At 66.6% G+C, this 19,850-nt stretch carries 19 protein-coding genes; 18 read left to right on the top strand and 1 reads right to left on the bottom strand.

Features of this window, described 5'->3' with window-relative positions:
• Positions 1 to 473 precede the first annotated feature (473 nt).
• Positions 474 to 803: a hypothetical protein gene (locus tag DI041_RS01220; RefSeq protein ID WP_065723468.1), complete on the top strand. Its 330-nt coding sequence runs from the start codon at positions 474 to 476 to the stop codon at positions 801 to 803.
• On the opposite strand, the gene DI041_RS01215 is transcribed toward DI041_RS01220, so the two are convergent.
• Entirely contained in the window at positions 797 to 1,201 is a 405-nt protein-coding gene (locus DI041_RS01215; protein WP_136638055.1) for a ribonucleotide reductase subunit alpha, read from the bottom strand. The genes DI041_RS01220 and DI041_RS01215 overlap by 7 nt on opposite strands.
• A gap of 194 nt (positions 1,202 to 1,395) precedes the next feature.
• Between DI041_RS01215 and moaA the strand changes: the two genes are divergently transcribed.
• The 17 genes from moaA (at position 1,396) to modA (ending at position 19,850) form a co-directional block, all read left to right on the top strand.
• Positions 1,396 to 2,376: a GTP 3',8-cyclase MoaA gene (gene moaA / locus DI041_RS01210; RefSeq protein ID WP_008265266.1), complete on the top strand. Its 981-nt coding sequence runs from the start codon at positions 1,396 to 1,398 to the stop codon at positions 2,374 to 2,376.
• Between the two features lie 8 nt (positions 2,377 to 2,384).
• Positions 2,385 to 3,383: a bifunctional molybdenum cofactor biosynthesis protein MoaC/MoaB gene (gene moaCB / locus DI041_RS01205; protein WP_136637888.1), complete on the top strand. Its 999-nt coding sequence runs from the start codon at positions 2,385 to 2,387 to the stop codon at positions 3,381 to 3,383.
• Positions 3,380 to 4,633 carry a molybdopterin molybdotransferase MoeA gene (locus DI041_RS01200; protein ID WP_136637889.1) on the top strand — a complete coding sequence of 418 codons (1,254 nt, stop codon included), beginning with the start codon at positions 3,380 to 3,382 and terminating at the stop codon, positions 4,631 to 4,633. Before moaCB ends, DI041_RS01200 begins: the two co-directional genes overlap by 4 nt.
• Entirely contained in the window at positions 4,633 to 4,893 is a 261-nt protein-coding gene (locus DI041_RS01195; protein ID WP_005416856.1) for a MoaD/ThiS family protein, read from the top strand. The genes DI041_RS01200 and DI041_RS01195 overlap by 1 nt, the downstream gene beginning before the upstream one ends.
• A gap of 3 nt (positions 4,894 to 4,896) precedes the next feature.
• A complete protein-coding gene (locus DI041_RS01190; RefSeq protein ID WP_125895830.1) occupies positions 4,897 to 5,397 on the top strand; it encodes a molybdenum cofactor biosynthesis protein MoaE in 501 nt (166 codons plus the stop codon).
• Positions 5,398 to 5,430: 33 nt separating this feature from the next.
• Positions 5,431 to 5,979, top strand: a complete 549-nt coding sequence (gene mobA, locus DI041_RS01185) for a molybdenum cofactor guanylyltransferase (protein WP_136637890.1) — start codon at positions 5,431 to 5,433, stop codon at positions 5,977 to 5,979.
• On the top strand, positions 5,976 to 6,341 hold the full coding sequence (locus tag DI041_RS01180; RefSeq protein ID WP_136637891.1) for a DUF7009 family protein: 366 nt from the start codon (positions 5,976 to 5,978) through the stop codon (positions 6,339 to 6,341). The genes mobA and DI041_RS01180 overlap by 4 nt, the downstream gene beginning before the upstream one ends.
• A 144-nt stretch (positions 6,342 to 6,485) precedes the next feature.
• Positions 6,486 to 7,904: a NarK family nitrate/nitrite MFS transporter gene (locus DI041_RS01175; protein ID WP_136637892.1), complete on the top strand. Its 1,419-nt coding sequence runs from the start codon at positions 6,486 to 6,488 to the stop codon at positions 7,902 to 7,904.
• A 72-nt stretch (positions 7,905 to 7,976) separates the two neighbouring features.
• Complete coding sequence (locus DI041_RS01170; RefSeq protein WP_136637893.1) at positions 7,977 to 11,771, top strand: nitrate reductase subunit alpha; 3,795 nt, start codon at positions 7,977 to 7,979, stop codon at positions 11,769 to 11,771.
• Positions 11,771 to 13,315, top strand: a complete 1,545-nt coding sequence (gene narH, locus DI041_RS01165) for a nitrate reductase subunit beta (RefSeq protein ID WP_006371184.1) — start codon at positions 11,771 to 11,773, stop codon at positions 13,313 to 13,315. Before DI041_RS01170 ends, narH begins: the two co-directional genes overlap by 1 nt.
• Positions 13,315 to 13,995: a nitrate reductase molybdenum cofactor assembly chaperone gene (gene narJ, locus DI041_RS01160; RefSeq protein ID WP_136637894.1), complete on the top strand. Its 681-nt coding sequence runs from the start codon at positions 13,315 to 13,317 to the stop codon at positions 13,993 to 13,995. Before narH ends, narJ begins: the two co-directional genes overlap by 1 nt.
• Positions 13,992 to 14,699, top strand: coding sequence for a respiratory nitrate reductase subunit gamma (narI, locus tag DI041_RS01155; RefSeq protein WP_136637895.1), 708 nt, complete (start codon positions 13,992 to 13,994; stop codon positions 14,697 to 14,699). Before narJ ends, narI begins: the two co-directional genes overlap by 4 nt.
• 3 nt (positions 14,700 to 14,702) lie before the next feature.
• A complete protein-coding gene (locus tag DI041_RS01150; RefSeq protein WP_136637896.1) occupies positions 14,703 to 15,602 on the top strand; it encodes a peptidylprolyl isomerase in 900 nt (299 codons plus the stop codon).
• Positions 15,603 to 15,625: 23 nt separating this feature from the next.
• Entirely contained in the window at positions 15,626 to 16,957 is a 1,332-nt protein-coding gene (locus tag DI041_RS01145) for an MFS transporter (protein ID WP_136637897.1), read from the top strand.
• Between the two features lie 127 nt (positions 16,958 to 17,084).
• Positions 17,085 to 18,299 carry an oxygen-independent coproporphyrinogen III oxidase gene (locus DI041_RS01140; RefSeq protein ID WP_136637898.1) on the top strand — a complete coding sequence of 405 codons (1,215 nt, stop codon included), beginning with the start codon at positions 17,085 to 17,087 and terminating at the stop codon, positions 18,297 to 18,299.
• 11 nt (positions 18,300 to 18,310) lie between these two features.
• A complete protein-coding gene (locus tag DI041_RS01135) occupies positions 18,311 to 19,087 on the top strand; it encodes a helix-turn-helix domain-containing protein (protein WP_012511268.1) in 777 nt (258 codons plus the stop codon).
• Positions 19,088 to 19,106: 19 nt separating this feature from the next.
• A complete protein-coding gene (gene modA, locus DI041_RS01130) occupies positions 19,107 to 19,850 on the top strand; it encodes a molybdate ABC transporter substrate-binding protein (RefSeq protein WP_136637899.1) in 744 nt (247 codons plus the stop codon).

Genomic DNA, 19,850 nt, shown 5'->3' with positions numbered 1-19,850 from the left:
AACGCACCGCCCGCCATAGCCGGCAGACGGATTGCCAGCCGGCGCCACGGAATGTGGACGCCGACTGGCAAGCGCAATCACTCAGGACCAACTCGGGATTCGAAACCCGGCCACCCTTTTTCCGGTGGCACGCCATCTGAGCCCCTGGCGCTGTGCAATGCCAATCAGAAGAATTGCAAACATCACTCGATTGCAGACGCTTTCGGCATTCTCCCACGCTGTTAAGCACCGCCAGCGCTGGCTGGCGCGGTGATCCGCCCGCACCGTGCAATCTGCGACAGATGTCGAGGTTGGGAAGCGGGAGGGAGCGAGTGGGGAGGGGCGATGGCGACAGGCGCTGCAGGGAGGGCGCCTGAGTCGAGCATGGCTGACCTCTACAGACGTCAAAGCGTGACGTGCGACTCGGGTTGACGTTCCCAGCCACCAAGCGCAGGCTGGTCCGGCACGTTTCCTGACTAGCTAGAAGGAGACTTATGACCGCCACCGCTTCCTTGCACCCAACCCCCGACGCCCAGGGTCGTTCCCGCCTCTGGAGCGTGTTCTGGCTGCAGGGCGTCATTCCCAGCAACATTCTGTGGGCCGTGGCCCTCTGGGCGCTGGCCAACCAGCGCACGCCGCTGCTGCTGGGGGTATTTGCCGTGCTGCTGCTCTATACCGGCTGGATCATCCCGGCGGTCTGGCGGGCGGCGCCCACCGCGCACAACCCGAACCTGGGCGTGGCCGCGCGCGGGCTGACCGTGGCCTGGGGGCTGAACACCGTGCTGGTGATCTTCTTCCTGACCCTGCAGCTGGTGGCTCAATAGAACTGAACAGGCTCGCCGCCCCGGTCGAAGGCGGCGAAGCGGCCGATCTGACCGTCATGGATGGCGTTGACCATCAGCTTCAACGGGCGGGCGGCCTCATCGCTGTTGGGTGCGAAACCGGCGCGACCGTCCAGCGCCGCCACGAACACCAGGTCCCAGTCGATGCCGGTGGTGGTCGACTCGGCCGCCAGCGCCTGGAAGCTGGGCACCTCGGCCGGCAGCTTGTCCACGCACAGCACCGGCGACAGGGTGCCGCCCTCGCGGCGGTCATGCCGGTCGCGCTGGTCACCGGTGGGCGATTCGGGCAGCTCGGCGCGCACGAATACGAACAGCAAGCGTTGCGGTTCAGCCTGCTGGCCTGCGGCGTGCAGCAACTGCTGGAAATCGTTCATCATCATGAGGGTTGTCACACGCCCGCTGCACCGAAAGCCGCATGCTGCCACAACGCCTGCCGCGCGGGGCCGAAGGCGATTGATTTAAGTCATGCCCATGGAACTGACTGCCGCGTACTCTGGCAATCGTTCCAGCAGACGAGGGTTTCCGGGCCGTTCCGGGCACAGGCAAGACGGTGGAGCAACTAGGTGGACCAGCCATGAGCCAACTCACCGACGGTTTTGGACGCAGCTTTCCATACCTGCGCCTGTCGTTGACCGAAGCCTGCAACTTCCGTTGCAGCTACTGCCTGCCCGACGGTTACCAGGCCGATGGCCGCCCGCGCTTCCTGCAGGTGGATGAAATCGCGCGCCTGGTGCGCGCGTTCGCCGCGCTGGGCATGAGCAAGATCCGCCTGACTGGTGGCGAACCCAGCCTGCGCAAGGACCTGGACGAGATCATCGCCACCGTGGCGGCGGTACCGGGCATCCGCAAGGTGGCCATCACCACCAACGGCACGCTGCTGCCGCGTCGCCTGCCGGGTTGGCACCGGGCCGGCCTGACCGCGCTGAACGTGAGCATGGACAGCCTGCAGCGCGAACGCTTCAGGACCATCACCGGGCATGACCGCCTGCCGGAGATCGAACAGGGCCTGGCCCTGGCGCAGGCTTTGGGCCTGCCGGCGATCAAGCTCAACGCGGTGCTGCTGCGCGGCTTGAATGATGACGAGCTGCCGCAGTGGATGGATTACCTGCGCGACCGTCCCTTCAGCGTGCGCTTCATCGAACTGATGCGCACCGGCGACAACGAAGCCTATTTCCAGCGCCACCACCTGCGCGCCGACGTGGTGATCGAGCAGCTGCTCGCCGCTGGCTGGCACGAGCGTCCGCGCGCGGCCGATGCCGGCCCGGCGCGTGAGTTCGGTCACCCCGACCATCGCGGCAGCATCGGCATCATCGCCCCGTATTCGCGTGACTTCTGCAAGGGCTGCAACCGCCTGCGGGTGACCGCCAAGGGCGACCTGCGGCTGTGCCTGTTCGGCGAGTTCGGCGTGCCGCTGCGCCCGCTGCTGCAGAGCGACGATGACCACGACGCCCTGCTGGCACGCATCACCACACAGCTTGGCCTGAAAGCGGCCGGGCATGGACTGCACCAGGGCCAGACCGGGCTGACCCCGCACCTGGCCTCCATCGGAGGATGAGCAACACGATGAGTGGGGAATTGAATGCGGCCTTCCATATGGCCGATGTCCGCGACAAGCGCATCACCCGCCGCCGCGCGGTGGCGGTGGGCGAGCTGCATGCCGGGCCGGTGGCCTATCCGCTGATCGTCGAGCGCCGCCTGCCCAAGGGCGATGCGCTGGTGATGGCCGAGATTGCCGGCCTGCAGGGCGCCAAGATGGCCTCGATGCTGATGCCGCTGTGCCACCCGCTGCCGCTGGAACTGGTGCAGGTGTTCTGCGCGCCGGTGCCGGAGCGGCAGGCGATTCGCGTGTGGTGCGAGTGCGCCAGCGAGGCGCGCACCGGCGTGGAGATGGAGGCACTGGCTGGCGTCAACGCGGCGCTGCTGACCCTGTACGACCTGAGCAAGCCGGTGGAACCCGCGCTGCGCATCGAAGGCATCCGCCTGCTGTTCAAGGAAGGTGGCAAGCGCGGCGTGTGGCTGCACCCGGACGGCATGGATGATGCCGAGCGCGCGCGCTTCAAGCCGCGTGCGCCGAAGGGCCTGGAGGGCGCGGCCTGCGCGGTGATCACGCTGAGCGATCGCGCCAGCGACGGCACCTACGAAGATATCTCTGGCCCGACCCTGGTTGCCGGCGTGAAAAAGCTGGGCGGTGAGGTCGTGGCCGCCGAGGTGTTGCCCGATGGCATCGAGCCGTTGGCGGGCCGCCTGCAGGCGTTGGCCGCCGACGGTGTGCGCTTGTGCCTGTGCACTGGCGGTACCGGGCTGGGCCCGCGTGACCTGACCCCGGAGGCGCTGCGTTCCTTGAACGTGCGGCCGGTGCATGGCCTGGCGCAGATGGTGCGGGCGCTGAGCGCGCAGCACACGCCGATGGCCTGGCTGAGCCGTGCCGAGGTGGTGCAGCTGGGCAACATGCTGGTGTTTGCATTGCCGGGCAGCCCGAAGGCCGCAGCGCAGTGCCTGGATATCCTGGCGCCGGTACTGGGCCATGCCCTGGCGATGGTCGAGGGAGATGGCCACTCATGATTCCCTACGGCGAAGCCTTGCAGCACCTGCTGGACGCGGCCATGTCGCTGCCGGCCGAGCGCCTGCCGCTGCATGAGGCCGCTGGCCGCACTCTGGCCAGTGACATCATCAGCGGGCAGTCGCTGCCACCGTTCGACAACTCGGCGATGGACGGCTTCGCGCTGCGCGCCAACGGCGCGACGTTCGAGGCCGGTACCGAATTCGCGGTGCAGGGTTGGCAGGCGGCCGGCGATGCTGGCGCCGAAGGCGGCGAGGGTGCCTGGGAAATCATGACCGGTGCGCGCATGCCGGTTGGGCTGGATACGGTGGTGCCGGTCGAGAACGTGGACATCCTCGCCAGCGAGGATGGACGCCCGACCCGCATCGCCTTGAAGGGCACGGTGAAGCCGGGCCAGAACGTGCGCCTGCGCGGCCAGGATGTGAGCGACGGGGAACGTGTGCTGCAGGCCGGGCAGGTGCTGGACATCAATGCGCGCACCCTGCTGCATGCCATCGGCGTGGGCCAGGTGGCGGTGGTGGCGCGGCCGAAGGCGGCGGTGATCGCCACCGGCAAGGAGCTGGTGACCGAGGCGGCGCAGACGCTGGAATCCGGCCAGATCCGTGACAGCAACCGGCCGTATCTGGTGGGTCGCCTGCAGGCCGCCGGTGCCGAAGTGGTCTGGCAGGGCACCGTGGGCGATGACGTGGCCGCGTTCAATGCGGTGCTGGATGATGCGCTGGCTGCCGGCGCGCAGCTGCTGATCAGCACCGGCGCGGTGTCGGCCGGCCGCTACGATTTCGTTCCCGATGCACTGCGTGGCCGTGGTGCGCGCATCGTCTTCCACAAGGTGGCGATCCGCCCGGGCAAGCCGCTGCTGTTCGCGGTGCTGCCCAATGGCGCGCTGTATTTCGGCCTGCCTGGCAACCCGGTCTCGGCCGCCGTGGGCCAGCGCTTCTTCGTGGAGCCGGTGCTGCGCCGCCTGCTGGGACTGGCACCGGAAGCCGTGTTGCAGCTGCCACTGCGGGCCGACGTGCGCAAGCCGCCGGGCCTGCGCTTCCACGCGCGGGCGCGGGTGGAAGTGGACGGTCAGGGGCGCCTGAGTGCGCGCGTGCTGTCCGGGCAGGAGTCGTTCCGTTTGATGTCCATGCTGCAGGCCAACGCCTGGGTGGTGCTGGAGGCCGAGGGCGACCTGGCCACCGCTGGCACGCCGGTGCGGGTACAGGGCTGGGGTCACCATGACCCGGTGCAGCTGGCGAGCCAGGAGTCATGATGAAACAGGTGAATCTGCAGTTGTTTGGCGCGTTTTCCGATCTGGATGCCAGCCGCGAGATCGCGGTGGAGGTGGCCGGTGGCACCGTGGCCGACCTGCGCCAGGCGCTGCGCGAGCTGCTGCCGCTGCGCTGGCCAGGTTTCCGCGCGGGCCTGCTGGACTACTCGGCATTTGCCGACCAGCAACGCGTGCTGCGTGACCACGAGGCGCTGCCCGACGATGGCCGGGTGGCGATCCTGCCGCCGGTGAGCGGGGGCTGAGCGATGAGCGAGAAGATCATCGCCAAGGTGGTGGACCGCGCGCAGGCGGCGATCGATCCGGCCGAGGGCATCGCGGCGGTGTCCGATCCGGGGTTCGGTGGCATCGATGTGTTCATCGGCAAGGTGCGTGATGTCAATATCGGTCGGCCGGTGAACGGGATCACCTACGACCTGTTCGAACCGTTGGTGCTGAACGAGTTCAAGCGCTTGGCTGCCGAGGTCGAGGCCACGTTTGGTCCGAAGCTGAAGCTGTATGTGGCCCACGCCAAGGGCCGCCTGGGTATCGGCGATGTGGCGGTGGTGGTGGCGGCCGGCAGCCCGCACCGGGACGAGGCGTTCCGGGCCTGCCGGCAGTTGATCGAGGTGGTGAAGCACCAGTGCCCGATCTGGAAGCAGGAGCATTACGAGGACGGTGACAGCGAGTGGAGCGAGGGTTGCAGCCTGTGCCATGCGGACAGCGAGCCCGCACATGCCCATGACCATGCGCACGACCACCACCATTGAGTCCGCTGCAGCCACGCATGGCGTGGCTCTACCATGAATGGAACCATCAACGGCATCGTGCTGGCCGGTGGCCTGTCCAGCCGGATGGGGCGCGACAAGGCGCTGCTGCCGTGGAAGGGGCGCACCCTGCTGGAACATATGCGTGGCCTGCTGCTGCAGGCCGGCGCCGAACGGGTGTGGGTGAGCGGCGACTATCCGGCCTTCGGCGGCATCCCCGATCAGGTGGCGCGCTGCGGTCCCCTGGGTGGACTGCACAGCGTGATGCAGCAGATGCCCGACAGCCCGGCCTGGGTGGTAGCGGTGGATACGCCGTTGCTGGCGCCACGGCTGCTGCAACGGCTGGCTGCCGAGGGGCGGGGCGCGTGCACGATCTTTGACGGGCATCCCTTTCCCATGCGGTTGAATGTGGACAATGCCACTCGTAGCGTGCTGGCCACGATGCTGGATGATGCGCAGGGGCCGCGCTCGGTACAGGCCTTCCAGCGCCGCCTGCAGATGCACGCGCTGCTGCTGGAAAGCGTTGACGAAGCCTGCCTGGTCAACTGCAATACCCCCGAACAATGGGAGGATGTTGCGTCATGAAAGTGCAGTTGCAGGATCAATCAGTACGGCTTCGCCTGGACGAGGCCGAACTGGCGCGCCTGCTGGCCGGTGAATCGGTCGAGAACATGACCCGTTTTGGCGGGATCGAGGGCTGGGGTATGGCGGTGTCGCTGCATGGCGGCGAGCAGCCCGTGTTGCTGGACGCAGGCACCTTCTGCCGCCTGGTGTTGCCGCGCCCGGCCGTTGAGGCCTTGGCTGCACGGCTGCCTTGCCGTGACGGCCTTCCGTTCGACATTGCCCTGGAAGATGGCGGCCAGCTTCAGCTGCAGTTCGATGTGGACGTGCGCGACAGCGTACGCCAGCGCGGGGTGACCCGCCGCACCACCGCGCCTTCGGTTTGACATTTGTCAGGGGCAGGGTGGAAACCGCCCCCTGATTGATCCAGATCAACCCCGTCGTTGTTGCTGCGCGGCCTAATGGCTGCATGACGACGGGTCACAACTTGAAAGCAGTACCCACGTCATTCCACAGCCTTGGAGCCATGTATGACCGTCGGTAGCGATCCTGTTGTCCGCAGCACTGCCCGTCCCGGTCGCGTCATCAGCGACTGGACGCCGGAAGACCCCGGCTATTGGGAGCGCACCGGCAAGCGGGTCGCCACCCGCAACCTGGTCATCTCGATCCCCTCGCTGCTGCTCGCCTTCTCGGTCTGGGTGCTGTTCTCAGCGGTGTCGATCAGCCTGCCGAAGATCGGCTTCAACTTCAGCACCGACCAGCTGTTCTGGCTGGTGGCGCTGCCCAGCCTGTCCGGCGCCACCCTGCGCATCTTCTATTCATTCGTGATCCCGATCTTCGGTGGCCGCCGCTGGACCGCGCTGTCCACGGCCTCGCTGCTGGCGCCGACGCTCTGGCTCGGCTTTGCGGTACAGAATCCGGCCACGCCGTACTGGGTGTTCGTGGCCATTGCGATCCTGTGTGGGTTCGGTGGCGCGAACTTCTCCTCGTCGATGTCCAACATCTCCTTCTTCTACCCCAAGCAGAAGCAGGGCCTTGCGCTGGGCCTGAACGCCGGCCTCGGCAACGTGGGCGTGTCGGTGGCGCAGGCGGTGATTCCGCTGGTCATCACCGTGGGCGTGTTCGGTGCGCTGGGTGGTGCACCGCAGCCCGCGGTGGAGGGTGGGGCACCACTGTTCCTGCAGAACGCAGGCTTCATCTGGGTGCCGGCCATCGCGCTGTGCGCCATCGCGGCCTGGTTCGGCATGAACGACCTGACCAGTGCGCGTTCGTCGTTCTCCGAGCAGGCGGTGATCTTCCGCCGCAAGCACAACTGGCTGATGTGCTGGTTGTACATCGGCACCTTCGGTTCCTACATCGGCTTCTCGGCCGGCTTCCCGATGCTGGTGAAAAGCCAGTTCCCGGACGTGAACCCGCTGGCCTACGCCTTCATCGGCCCGCTGCTGGGTGCATTGATGCGTTCGGTGGGCGGCAGCATGGCGGACCGCTGGGGCGGCGCACGCCTGACCTTCTGGGTGTTCGCGCTGATGATCGCGGCAGTGTTCGGCGTACTGCACTTCCTGCCCAGTCACGGCCAGGGCGGCAACTTCTACGGTTTCCTGCTCAGCTTCATGGCGCTGTTCGTGCTCAGTGGCATCGGCAACGGCACCACCTTCCGCATGATCCCGGTGATCTTCCGCACCCTGCATGAGCGCTGGTCGGCCAGCGACAACGCCGAGGGCAAGGCTGCTGCTGCCCACCGGGCCAGCATCGAATCGGCGGCGGTGGTCGGTTTCTCCGGTGCGATCGGTGCCTATGGCGGTTTCTTCATTCCCAAGAGCTACGGCTCGTCCATCACCTTGACCGGCAGCCCCGACATGGCGCTGTACGGATTCGTTGTTTTCTATGTCACCTGCCTGGCCGTGACCTGGTGGTGGTACTACCGGCGCGGTGCCGAGACACCCTGCTGACGACATGAAAACGCACCGCAGCCAGATGACACACACAGCCACGATGCCGATGTCCGCAAAGGGAGACCCCCGATGAGTTATTTCCTCGATCGCTTGCAGTTCTTCAAGCGTGACCCCCAGACCTTTGCCGATGGCCACGGATTCGCCAAGAGCGAAGGCCGTGACTGGGAGAACAGCTACCGCGCGCGCTGGCAGTACGACAAGATCGTACGCTCCACCCACGGCGTGAACTGCACCGGCTCCTGCAGCTGGAAGATCTACGTCAAGAACGGCCTGGTCACCTGGGAGACCCAGCAGACCGACTACCCGCGCACGCGCCCGGACCTGCCCAACCATGAACCGCGTGGCTGCCCGCGTGGCGCCAGCTATTCCTGGTACCTGTACAGCGCCAACCGGCTGAAGTACCCGCTGATCCGCGGCACTTTGCTGCGCCTGTGGCGCGAGGCGCGCAAGAGCAAGGGCCCGGTCGATGCCTGGGCCAGCATCGTGGAGGACAAGGAGAAGGCGCGTTCGTACAAGACCCGCCGTGGCATGGGTGGCTTCGTGCGCCTGCAGTGGGAAGAGGCCAACGAGATCATCGCCGCCTCCAACCTGTACACGGTGAAGCAGTACGGCCCGGATCGCGTGGTCGGCTTCTCGCCGATTCCGGCGATGTCGATGGTGTCCTACGCCGCCGGCGCGCGCTACCTGTCGCTGCTGGGCGGCGCCTGCCTGTCCTTCTATGACTGGTACTGCGACCTGCCGCCGGCCTCGCCGCAGATCTGGGGCGAGCAGACCGACGTGCCCGAATCGGCCGACTGGTACAACAGCCGTTACATCATCGCCTGGGGCTCGAACGTGCCGCAGACGCGCACGCCCGATGCGCATTTCTTCACCGAGGCGCGCTACAACGGCACCAAGACGGTGGCGATCTGCCCGGACTATTCCGAGCTGGCCAAGCTGACCGATCACTGGCTGCACCCCAAGCAGGGCACCGATGCGGCGCTGGCATTCGCCTTCGGCCATGTGATCCTGCGCGAGTTCCACGTCGATTCGCCCTCGCAGTACTTCCAGGACTACTGCCGACAGTACTCGGACATGCCGATGCTGGTGCGACTGGAGCGCCGCGACGATGGCCGTCTGGTGGCGGGCCGGTTCCTGCGTGCGAGCGAGCTGGGTGGCCTGGGTGAAGCCAATAATCCGGACTGGAAGACGCTGGCTTTGGACGAGACCAGCGGCCAGATCGTGGTGCCCAACGGTTCGATCGGTTTCCGCTGGGGCGAGAAGGGCAAGTGGAACATCGAGGAGAAGGAAAGCAATGGCGCCCATACGCGCCTGCGCCTGAGCCTGGCCGACGCCCATGAGGGCATCGAGGCGGTCAGCTTCCCGTACTTCGGTGGCATCGAGTCGGAAGGTTGGACCGCCGCACCGGCCGACGAGGTACTGGAACGCAACATCCCGGTGCGTCGCCTGGCGCTGGCCGACGGTGACGAGACCCTTGTGGCCACGGTCTACGACCTGCTGCTGGCCCAGTACGGCGTGGACCGTGGCTTTGGCGGCGGCAACGTGGCATCGAGCTTCGATGACATGGTGCCGGGCACACCGGCGTGGCAGGAGCGCATCACCGGCGTGTCGCGCGCCGAGGTGATCGAGATCGCCCGCGAGTTCGCGCGCACCGCCGACAAGACCCATGGCCGTTCGATGATCATCGTCGGCGCCGGGATGAACCATTGGTTCCACAACGACATGAACTACCGCGGCCTGATCAACATGCTGATCATGTGCGGTTGCGTGGGCCAGACCGGTGGCGGCTGGGCGCATTACGTGGGCCAGGAAAAGCTGCGCCCGCAGACCGGCTGGCAGCCGCTGGCCTTCGGCCTGGACTGGAGCCGCCCGCCGCGCCACATGAACGGCACCTCGTTCTTCTACTTCAACACCGGGCAGTGGCGCTACGAGAAGCTGCAGGTGGATGAGCTGCTGTCGCCGCTGGCCGACGCCAGCAAGTACAGCGGCAGCCTGGCCGACCTGAACCTGCGTGCGGTGCGCATGGGCTGGCTGCCGAGCGCACCGCAGCTGGACCGCAACCCGCTGCAGTTGGTGCGCGAGGCCGAAGCGGCCGGCGTGGCCCCGGCCGACTATGCGCTGGGCAAGTTCAAAGATGGTTCGCTGGACTTCGCCTTTGCCGATCCGGACGCGCAGCAGAACCACCCGCGCATGATGTTCATCTGGCGCTCGAACCTGCTCGGTTCCTCGGGCAAGGGCCACGAATACATGCTGCGGCACCTGCTGGGTACGCGCCACGGCCTGCAGGGCAAGGACCTGGGCGAGATGGGCGCGGTCAAGCCGGAGGAAGTGAAGTGGCGCGACGAAGCGCCGGAAGGAAAGCTCGACCTGCTGGTGACGCTGGACTTCCGCATGTGCACCACCGCGCTGTACTCGGACATCGTGCTGCCAACGGCCACCTGGTACGAGAAGGACGATCTCAACACGTCGGACATGCACCCGTTCATCCACCCGCTGTCGAAGGCGGTGGATCCTGCGTGGGAATCGCGCAGTGATTGGGAGATCTTCAAGGAAGTTGCCCGCACCGTAAGCGAGATGGCGCCCGGTGTGCTGGGCGTGGAGAAGGACCTGGTGCTGGTGCCGACCCTACATGACACCCCCAACGAGCTGGGCATGCCGTTCGGCGTGGCTGATTGGAAGAAGGGCGAGTGCGAGGCCATTCCGGGCCAGACCATGCCGTCGATGACAGTGGTGGAGCGCGACTACCCCAACCTGTACCGCAAGTTCACCTCGCTGGGCCCGCTGCTGGACAAGCTGGGCAACGGCGGCAAGGGCATGAGCTGGGACACGAAGCACGAAGTCGAATTCCTCGGCAAACTCAACCACACCGTGCACGACGAGGGTGTGAGCCAGGGCCGTCCGGCCATCTCGACCGCGATCGACGCGGCCGAGGTGATCCTGCACCTGGCACCGGAGACCAACGGCCATGTGGCGGTGAAGGCCTGGGAATCGCTGGGCACCTTCACTGGTCGCGAGCACACTCATCTGGCGGTGGGCAAGGAGCACGAGGCGATCCGCTTCCGTGACATCCAGGCGCAGCCGCGCAAGATCATCTCCTCGCCGATCTGGTCGGGCCTGGAAGACGACAACGTCAGCTACAACGCCGGCTATACCAACGTGCACGAGCTGATTCCGTGGCGCACGGTGACCGGTCGCCAGCAGTTCTACCAGGACCATGAGTGGATGATCGACTTCGGCGAGGCCTTCATGGGCTACCGGCCGCCGGTCAATACGCGCACGGTGGAGCCGCTGCTGAACCAGCGCCCGAACGGCAACAAGGAGATCGTGCTGAACTGGATCACCCCGCACCAGAAGTGGGGCATCCACAGCACCTACAGCGACAACCTGATCATGCAGACGCTGTCGCGCGGTGGCCCGATCGTGTGGATCAGCGAGGACGACGCGCGCAGTGCCGGCATCGTCGACAACGACTGGATCGAGCTGTTCAACGTCAACGGTGCGATCGCCGCGCGTGCGGTGGTCAGCCAGCGCGTGATGCCAGGCATGGCGATGATGTACCACGCCCAGGAACGCATCATCAACGTGCCGGGTTCGGAGATTTCCGGCACCCGCGGCGGCATCCACAACTCGGTGACCCGCATCGTGCTCAAGCCCACCCACATGATCGGCGGTTACGCGCAGTTGGCCTACGGCTTCAACTACTACGGCACCTGCGGCACCAACCGCGACGAGTTCGTGATCGTGCGCAAGATGGACAAGATCGATTGGCTTGACGATGAACAAGGAAGTTCGAGTGTCGCGGGCGCAGGACGCGCAGGAGCGACGGGCGAGGCTGTACCGGCCGCCGCCAAGGAGGTGGTGTGATGAAGGTCCGTGCACAGATCGCGATGGTGCTGAACCTGGACAAGTGCATCGGCTGCCATACCTGCTCGATCACCTGCAAGAACGTCTGGACCTCGCGCGAGGGCGTCGAATACGCCTGGTTCAATAACGTGGAAACCAAGCCGGGCATCGGCTACCCGAAGGAATGGGAAAACCAGGACAAGTGGAACGGCGGCTGGGTGCGTACCCGCGCCGGCAAGCTGGTACCGCGTGCAGGTGGCCGTTGGCGCATGCTGGCCAAGATCTTCGCCAACCCGGACCTGCCGCAGATCGACGACTACTACGAGCCGTTCGATTTCGACTATCAGAACCTGCACACCGCCAAGGACAGCCAGCACCAGCCCACCGCGCGGCCGCGTTCGCTGATCAGTGGCGAGCGCATGCAGAAGATCGAGTGGGGCCCGAACTGGGAGGAGATCCTGGGTTCGGAGTTCAGCAAGCGCTCGCGCGACTACAACTTCGACCAGGTGCAGAAGGAGATCTACGGCGCCTTCGAGAAGACCTTCATGATGTACCTGCCGCGTCTGTGCGAGCACTGCCTGAACCCGGCTTGCGTGTCGGCGTGCCCGTCGGGTGCGATCTACAAGCGCGAGGAAGACGGCATCGTGCTGATCGACCAGGACAAGTGCCGTGGCTGGCGCATGTGCGTGTCGGCCTGTCCGTACAAGAAGATCTACTACAACTGGAAGAGCGGCAAGTCGGAGAAGTGCATCTTCTGCTACCCGCGCATCGAGATGGGTGAGCCGACCGTATGTTCGGAAACCTGCGTGGGCCGCATCCGCTACCTGGGCGTGATGCTGTACGACGCCGACCGCATCGCTGAGGCCGCCTCGGTGGCCGCCGAGAAGGACCTGTACCAGGCCCACCTGGATATCTTCCTGGACCCGAATGACCCGGAGGTGATCGCTGCCGCGCGCAAGGAGGGCATCCCGGACAGCTGGCTGGATGCAGCCAAGCAGTCGCCGGTGTACAAGCTGGCGATCGACTGGAAGCTGGCGCTCCCGCTGCACCCGGAATACCGGACGTTGCCGATGGTCTGGTACGTACCGCCGCTGTCTCCGATCCAGTCCGCTGCCGAGCGTGGCCGCGTGGGCATGAGCGGTGAGCTGCCGGACGTGGCCTCGCTGCGCATCCCGATGCGCTACTTGGCCAACCTGCTGACGGCCGGTGACGAGGCGCCGGTGGTGCGCGCGCTGGAACGGCTGATGGCCATGCGTGCCTGGCGCCGTGCCAAGAACGTGGACGGCGTGGAAGACACCGCAGTGCTGGAGCAGACCGGGCTGAGCATCGCCCAGGTGGAAGAGATGTATCGCTACCTGGCCATCGCCAACTACGAGGACCGTTTCGTGATTCCGACCGGCCACCGCGAGTATGCCAACGATGCCTTCGGCGAGCGCGGCGGCTGCGGCTTCACCTTCGGCAACGGCTGCAACGGTGATAGCCCGGCCGACCTGTTCGGCCAGCGCAAGAGCACCACCTTCGTGGTGGACAAGGGTCCGAACCACCGCCGCAAGGAGGTGGTGTGATGAGCGTGCTCAAGCTGGTCGGGGTGCTGCTGGATTACCCCCGTGAAGAACTGTGGCAGCACGGCGAGGAACTGCTCGCCGCCTGCGACGACACGGCGCTGAACACCGCCCGCCGCCAGCAGCTGCGCAGCTTCGTGCAGCAACTGCTGGATACCGACGCGCTGGATGCGCAGGCGGCATGGCTGGCCAGTTTCGACCGCGGCCGTTCGATGAGCCTGCTGCTGTTCGAACACATCCATGGCGAGTCGCGCGACCGTGGCCAGGCCATGGTCGATCTGGTCGAAACCTACCGCCGCAACGGCTTCGAACTGGATGCGCGCGAGCTCCCGGACTACCTGCCACTGCTGCTGGAGTTCCTGGCCCATCGCCCCGGCAGCGAGGCCCGCGAGTGGCTGCACCACATCGGCCATATCGCCGGGATGCTGGCGGCGCGTGCCGCCGAGCGCGAGCTGCCGCACCGGGTGCTGTTCGAGATCCTGGTCGAAGCCGGCAACGGCAAGGCCGATCTGCAGGCGCTGCGCCAGCGTGCCAGCGAGGAAGTCCGCGACGATACCGCCGAGGCCATGGACCGCTTGTGGGAGGAGGAGGCGGTGCGCTTCGGCGCCGAGGCACCCTCCGAAGACTGCAAGCCACCCGTGCGTTCGCCGGCCCGTCCTTCGCATCGAGAGGTCCAGCCATGAGTTACTCCCTGCATCAATTCGCCTTCCAGTACTACCCGTACATCGCCGTGGCGGTGCTGCTGATCGGCAGCTGGGCGCGCTACGACAAGGCCATGTACACCTGGCGCACCGGCTCCAGCCAGATGCTGTCGGACAAGGGCATGCGGATCGGCAGCAACTGCTTCCACATCGGCATCCTGGCCATCCTCGGTGGCCACCTGGTCGGCCTGCTGACCCCGCACGCGGTGTACGAGCACTTCATCACCTCGTCGCAGAAGCAGATGCTGGCGATGGTGGTGGGCGGCGTGTTCGGCGCACTGTGCTTCATCGGCATCAGCATCCTGCTGGTACGCCGCCTCTTCAATGCGCGCGTGCGTGCCACTGGCAGCTTCGGCGACACCGTGGTGCTGGTGCTGCTGTTCGCCCAGCTGTGCCTGGGCCTGTACAGCATCCGCATCTCATCCGGTCACCTGGACGGTGGGGTGATGGTGCAGCTGGCCGAGTGGGCGCAGCACATCGTGACCTTCCGCGCCGGTGCCGCCGACTATATCGAGGGCGTCAGCTGGGTCTACAAGATGCATATCTTCCTGGGCCTGACCCTGTTCCTGATCGCGCCGTTCACCCGCCTGGTGCACGTGTGGAGCATTCCTATCAGCTACCTGTGGAGGCCATACCAGGTGGTGCGCCGTCGCCAGGCCACGCTGCGCTATGGTCCGCGGGAGTAGTTCATGGGCAGCCTGCCGAAATTCCTGCCGATCACCGTGATCGACTCCAATGCCCCGGTTCCGTCCGAGGCCCATTCGCACCACCACGACCCGGCGGAGCAGGGAACGCGCTCGCTCGGGCAGCCGGCACCGTGCCGGCTGTTCGTGGACGAGACCGCGATCAGTGAGGCCGACATCGCTCGCGAGATGCAGCACCACCGGGCGATGCGCCCGGAACAGTCACGTGCCGAAGCGGCACGTGCTCTGGTGGTGCGCGAGCTGCTGCGCCTGGAAGCGCAGCGGCTGGGCCTGCAGGCACCGGAGGGCAATCGGGTCAGCGACGAGGAAGTGCTGATCCAGCAACTGCTGGAAGACGCGATCGAAGACCGCGTACCGACCGACGAGGACTGCCGCCGCTATTTCGAGCAGAACCCGGAGCGCTTCCGCTCGCCCGATCGCGTGCGCCTGCGCCATATCCTGCTGGCCGCGCCGGCCGACGACGTGGCCGGGCGCTTCGCCGCACGCACCGAAGGCGAGCGGCTGGTCGGGCTGCTGAAGGAGTCGCCACACCTGTTCGCCGATTTCGCCCTGCGCCATTCGCGCTGCCCGTCCAGCAGCGAGGGCGGCGACCTGGGCTGGCTGCAGCGCGGACAGACCACGCCGGAGTTCGACCGCCAGGTGTTCCGCCTGCGCGAGGGCCTGGCCGGCTTCCCGGTGGAATCGCGCTGGGGCTACCACGTGGTCTGCGTCGATGCCCGCGAGGAAGGCCAGCCGCAACCGTTCGAGGCCGTGTTGCCGCAGCTGCGTGACTACCTGGAATTGCAGGTACGGCAGCGCGAGGTGCAGGCCTACCTGCTGCAACTGCAGGAGCGCTACCCGGTGCGCGGGCTGGATGAGATCGAAGCCGAAGCGGATATCGGCTGAACCCCCTTGAACGAGGAGAATTCATGAACCAGGCCCTTGCCCCCGCCAGTGCCGGGCAGCAGCAGCGTGCGCTGTGGCTGAGCACGTTCGCCTTCACCGTGTGCTTTGCGGTGTGGATGATCTTTTCGATCATCGGCATCCAGATCAGTCAACAGCTCGGCTTGAATGACACCCAGTTCGGCCTGCTGATCGCCACGCCGGTGCTGACCGGCTCGGTCAGCCGCGTCTTCCTCGGCATCTGGTCCGACCAGTTCGGTGGCCGCAAGGTGATGGTGCTGGTGATGCTGTGTGGCGCCGTGGCCACCTGGATGCTGACCTACGCGCAGACCTACACCCAGTTCCTGATCGCCGCGCTGTGCGTGGGCATCGCCGGCGGCAACTTCTCGGTGGGCGTGGCCTACGTGTCGAAGTGGTTCCCGGCCAGCAAGCAGGGCACCGCCCTGGGCATCTTCGGTGCCGGCAACATCGGCTCGGCGGTGACCAAGCTGCTGGCGCCGTTGGTGATGGTGGCCGCCGGCTGGACCATGGTCGCCAAGGTCTGGGCGGTCGCGCTGGCGATCACGGCGGTGCTGTTCTTCCTGTTCAGCAAGGAAGATCCGTCGCTGGAACAGCGCCGCCGTGATGACGTCAAGCCGGTGCCGTTCGCCGAGCAGATGGCACCGCTGAAGAACCTGCAGGTGTGGCGGTTCTCGCTGTACTACTTCTTCGTGTTCGGTGGCTTCGTGGCGCTGGCGCTGTGGCTGCCGCACTACCTGGTGGGCGCCTACGGCATGGACGTGGGGCACGCCGGCATGCTGGCGGCGTGCTATTCGATCCCGGCCAGCCTGTTCCGCGTGGTCGGTGGCTGGATGTCGGACCGGATGGGTGCGCGCCGGGTGATGTACTGGACCTTCGGTGTGTCGGCCATCTGCACCTTCCTGCTGGCCTATCCGGATACCGAATATGTGGTGAAAGGCATCCACGGCCCGATCCACTTCCATCTGGCGATCGGCGTGGTGATGTTCACCGTGCTGGTGTTCGTGCTGGGCTTCTTCATGTCGCTGGGCAAGGCCGCGGTCTACAAGCACATTCCGGTGTACTACCCAAAGCATGTGGGCGCGGTGGGCGGTGTGGTCGGCATGATCGGCGGCCTGGGTGGCTTCATCCTGCCGATCGTGTTCGGGGCATTGAACGATGCCGTGGGCATCTGGAGCAGCTGTTTCATGCTGCTGTTCGTGCTGGTTGCGGCTGCACTGGCGTGGATGCATTTTGCTATTCGCCGCATGGAGCGCCGCCACTTCCCGCAGATCGACCGCGAAACCGATCTGCCCGAAGCCATCGATGCGGCCGCCGCCGAGCGGGTGCGCGGCGGGTGAGGGGTGCTGCCGGCCAGCGGCGTGGGTGAAGGGGTAGTGCCGGCCGCTGGCCGGCAGCACCCCTCAGATGCGCCACGCTTGATTTCAATCAGGGCCACGCGAAGAGGAACGCCCGAAGATGTTTGTCATGAGCTTCCACGTCGACGAGAGTGAGGACACTGCGCTGCAGGCGGCATTGCTGCGGCAGCCCCGGCACGTGCTGTTCCCGCCTGCGGACCAGTTCAGCACCGGCTTTGGTGAAAGCGGCTGGCGCGCCGCCGTGCGCGCCAGCAACGAGCACCTCATCCCGCGCGGCCTAACGCTCGGCTTCCAGGCCGGTCGTGGTGGACGCGATGCGCCACCGCAGGCATACCTGGACACGCTGCTGCTGGCGCTGCGTCTGCAGGCCGTCGCGCTCGCCGAGGATCGTGAAGTGGTGGCGATGGTGCTGCAGTTGGGGCTGGCCGAGACGCTGCCACCGCCACAGCTGGGCCAGCTGCTGGACGCCGTGCCGCAGCACCTGCGCACCGTGGCACGGCCCCAGGTTGAGGTGCGGCTGGATGCGGGCAGCGCGTTGGCACCGGCACAGCTGCGTGCGGTGGGCTGTACCCGCCTGAACGTGATCGATCGCGCCGACGCGCCGGGGCCGACCCTGCTGGCACAGGCGCGACAGGTGGGCTTCACCGCGCGCTACTACCAGTTGCGGGTGCCCGGCAGCGAGGACACCGGCTTCATCGAACGACTGCATGAGGTGCTGGCCGAAGCGCCCGAGCGCATCCTGCTGCCGGCGCCTTGCGCGCTGCCAGAGCATCCCTCAGCCGCACGATGGCTGCAGAGCTGGCGGCTGCTGCGCGCAGCGGGCTATGAACCGATCGGTGGCGATCACTATCAACGCGGCGACCTGCCCAACCCGCATGGTCCGGGCGATGGCCAGCGCCATTGCGACCTGGCCGGCGTGCCACGCCGCGACCGCAGCGATTTCATCGGCCTCGGCCTGTCCGCCTGCAGCCAGATCGGCGAGGTGTTCTACCGCCTGGAGGACGAACTGGGCGAATGGCGTGCGCGGCTGCAGGCCGGGCATATGGGCGTGTCTGCCGGATTGATCCTGTCCGAAGACGAGCGACTGGCGGCCGAGGTGGCGCAGAGCATCGCCTGCGATCACGCCCTCGATGCGGCCGCCTTCGAATGGCGCAACGATGAACCGTTCGAAGAATGCTTCGCCGAGCAGCTGCCGGCGTTGTCGCCATTGCTGGCACGTGGCTGGGCGCAGTGGGATGCACGTGTGCTGCGCCTGGCCGAAGAAGGGCGGTTGCTGTGGCGTATGATGGCCGCATGCTTCCGGCCGGCGGCCGCCATCGCTTGAGTCCTGCCCCGATGTCTTCAACTCCGCCTTCCCAGGGTCGCCTCGGCCGGGCCACGCCGAACCCCGCCGCCGCCGATGATGGCGACGCGCTGCACTTCTGCAGCACCTGTGCGTTTTCCGATGCCTGCATGTCGCAGGGCTATGACAAGACCGCGCTGGGCGACCTGCACGTGCTGGTCGACCACGTCGGCCCGTTCCATGCGGGTGACTACATCTTCCGCGCCGGTGAATCGTTCGATTCGATTGCTGCGGTGCGCGCCGGCATGGTCAAGACCTTCGTCGATGACAGCCAGGGCAACGAGCAGGTGCTGGGCTTCAGCCTGCCGGGCGAAGTGATCGGCCTGAATGCGATCCACGGTTCGCGCTTCCCCTGCAATGCGGTGGCGCTGGACACCGTGCACCTGTGCCGTATCTCGTTCCCCAAGTTGAGCCTGCTGGCCACGCGCATGCCGGGGCTGCAGGCCAAGCTGTTCAGCCTGCTCAGCGCGGAGATCGGCAAGGTCGCGACTCTGGCCGCCAATCACCGTACCGAAGAGCGCATGGCCGCCTTCCTGCTGGACATGTCCGAGCGTTACGCGCGGCGCGGCTTTTCCGCCACGCGCTTCAACCTGACCATGGCACGCACCGAGATCGCCAATTACCTGCGGATGGCGCCGGAAACCGCCAGCCGCGTGCTGCGCCGCCTGAGCGATGATGGGATCATCGCGGTGAAACAGCGTGAGATCCTGCTGCTGCAGCCCGAGCGCCTGGCGGCGCTGGCGGTGGCCGACGAATCCGATCCGAACTGAACCTGGCCGGGAGCCGACGATGAAGCGCGCTGGACTGTTGTTGCTGGGACTGCTGGCCACGGTGCCGGCCTGGGCGGCCGACCTGACGGTGTCGGCGGCGTCGAGCCTGACCGAGAGCTTCCGTGAACTAGGCGCGGCCTACGAGAAGGCGCACCCGGGCACCAAGGTCGATTTCAACTTCGCTGCGTCTGGCGTACTGCTGCAGCAGATCAGCCGTGGCGCGCCGGTGGACGTGTTCGCCTCGGCCGATGAAACCACGATGGACCAGGCACAGCAGCAGGGCCTGTTGGCGGCGGGCACCCGCGAGGTATTCGCGGTGAACGCGCTGTGGGTGGTGGTGCCGCCGCAGGCCAAGGTCGCGCCGCGTAGCTTGAAGGACCTGACCGGTGCCGGCGTGCAGCGCATCGCACTGGGCAACCCGGACAGTGTTCCGGTCGGCCGCTACGCCAAGGGCGCGCTGGAAGCGGCGGGCCTGTGGCCGTCGGTGCAGGGCAGGGTCATCACCACCCAGAACGTGCGCCAGTCGCTGGACTACGTGGCGCGCGGTGAAGTGGATGCCGGTTTCGTCTATGCCACCGATGCGCAAGCCATGCCCGACCGCGTGCGTCGTGCCTTCGCGGTGCCGGTGGCCGGGCGCATCGCCTATCCGCTGGCGGTGACCAAGGCCAGCGCGCAGCCGGCCGAGGCCAAACGCTTCGCCACCTTCGTGCGTTCGACCCAGGGCCAGGCGATCCTGGCCAGGCACGGGTTCGGCAAGCCCTGA

The organism is Stenotrophomonas maltophilia (assembly GCF_004920835.1).
Lineage (GTDB): Bacteria > Pseudomonadota > Gammaproteobacteria > Xanthomonadales > Xanthomonadaceae > Stenotrophomonas > Stenotrophomonas maltophilia_AQ.
The sequence above is the reverse complement of the archived record's forward strand: the minus strand, read 5'-3'. Positions and strand labels throughout refer to the sequence as shown.

Excerpts from the sequence above, each read along its gene's own strand:
- DI041_RS01220 (WP_065723468.1), top strand. The coding sequence starts at position 474 with ATGACCGCCACCGCTTCCTTGCACCCAACCCCCGACGCCCAGGGTCGT.
- DI041_RS01215 (WP_136638055.1), bottom strand. The coding sequence starts at position 1,201 with ATGATGATGAACGATTTCCAGCAGTTGCTGCACGCCGCAGGCCAGCAG.
- moaA (WP_008265266.1), top strand. The coding sequence starts at position 1,396 with ATGAGCCAACTCACCGACGGTTTTGGACGCAGCTTTCCATACCTGCGC.
- moaCB (WP_136637888.1), top strand. The coding sequence starts at position 2,385 with ATGAGTGGGGAATTGAATGCGGCCTTCCATATGGCCGATGTCCGCGAC.
- DI041_RS01200 (WP_136637889.1), top strand. The coding sequence starts at position 3,380 with ATGATTCCCTACGGCGAAGCCTTGCAGCACCTGCTGGACGCGGCCATG.
- DI041_RS01195 (WP_005416856.1), top strand. The coding sequence starts at position 4,633 with ATGAAACAGGTGAATCTGCAGTTGTTTGGCGCGTTTTCCGATCTGGAT.
- DI041_RS01190 (WP_125895830.1), top strand. The coding sequence starts at position 4,897 with ATGAGCGAGAAGATCATCGCCAAGGTGGTGGACCGCGCGCAGGCGGCG.
- mobA (WP_136637890.1), top strand. The coding sequence starts at position 5,431 with ATGAATGGAACCATCAACGGCATCGTGCTGGCCGGTGGCCTGTCCAGC.
- DI041_RS01180 (WP_136637891.1), top strand. The coding sequence starts at position 5,976 with ATGAAAGTGCAGTTGCAGGATCAATCAGTACGGCTTCGCCTGGACGAG.
- DI041_RS01175 (WP_136637892.1), top strand. The coding sequence starts at position 6,486 with ATGACCGTCGGTAGCGATCCTGTTGTCCGCAGCACTGCCCGTCCCGGT.
- DI041_RS01170 (WP_136637893.1), top strand. The coding sequence starts at position 7,977 with ATGAGTTATTTCCTCGATCGCTTGCAGTTCTTCAAGCGTGACCCCCAG.
- narH (WP_006371184.1), top strand. The coding sequence starts at position 11,771 with ATGAAGGTCCGTGCACAGATCGCGATGGTGCTGAACCTGGACAAGTGC.
- narJ (WP_136637894.1), top strand. The coding sequence starts at position 13,315 with ATGAGCGTGCTCAAGCTGGTCGGGGTGCTGCTGGATTACCCCCGTGAA.
- narI (WP_136637895.1), top strand. The coding sequence starts at position 13,992 with ATGAGTTACTCCCTGCATCAATTCGCCTTCCAGTACTACCCGTACATC.
- DI041_RS01150 (WP_136637896.1), top strand. The coding sequence starts at position 14,703 with ATGGGCAGCCTGCCGAAATTCCTGCCGATCACCGTGATCGACTCCAAT.
- DI041_RS01145 (WP_136637897.1), top strand. The coding sequence starts at position 15,626 with ATGAACCAGGCCCTTGCCCCCGCCAGTGCCGGGCAGCAGCAGCGTGCG.
- DI041_RS01140 (WP_136637898.1), top strand. The coding sequence starts at position 17,085 with ATGAGCTTCCACGTCGACGAGAGTGAGGACACTGCGCTGCAGGCGGCA.
- DI041_RS01135 (WP_012511268.1), top strand. The coding sequence starts at position 18,311 with ATGTCTTCAACTCCGCCTTCCCAGGGTCGCCTCGGCCGGGCCACGCCG.
- modA (WP_136637899.1), top strand. The coding sequence starts at position 19,107 with ATGAAGCGCGCTGGACTGTTGTTGCTGGGACTGCTGGCCACGGTGCCG.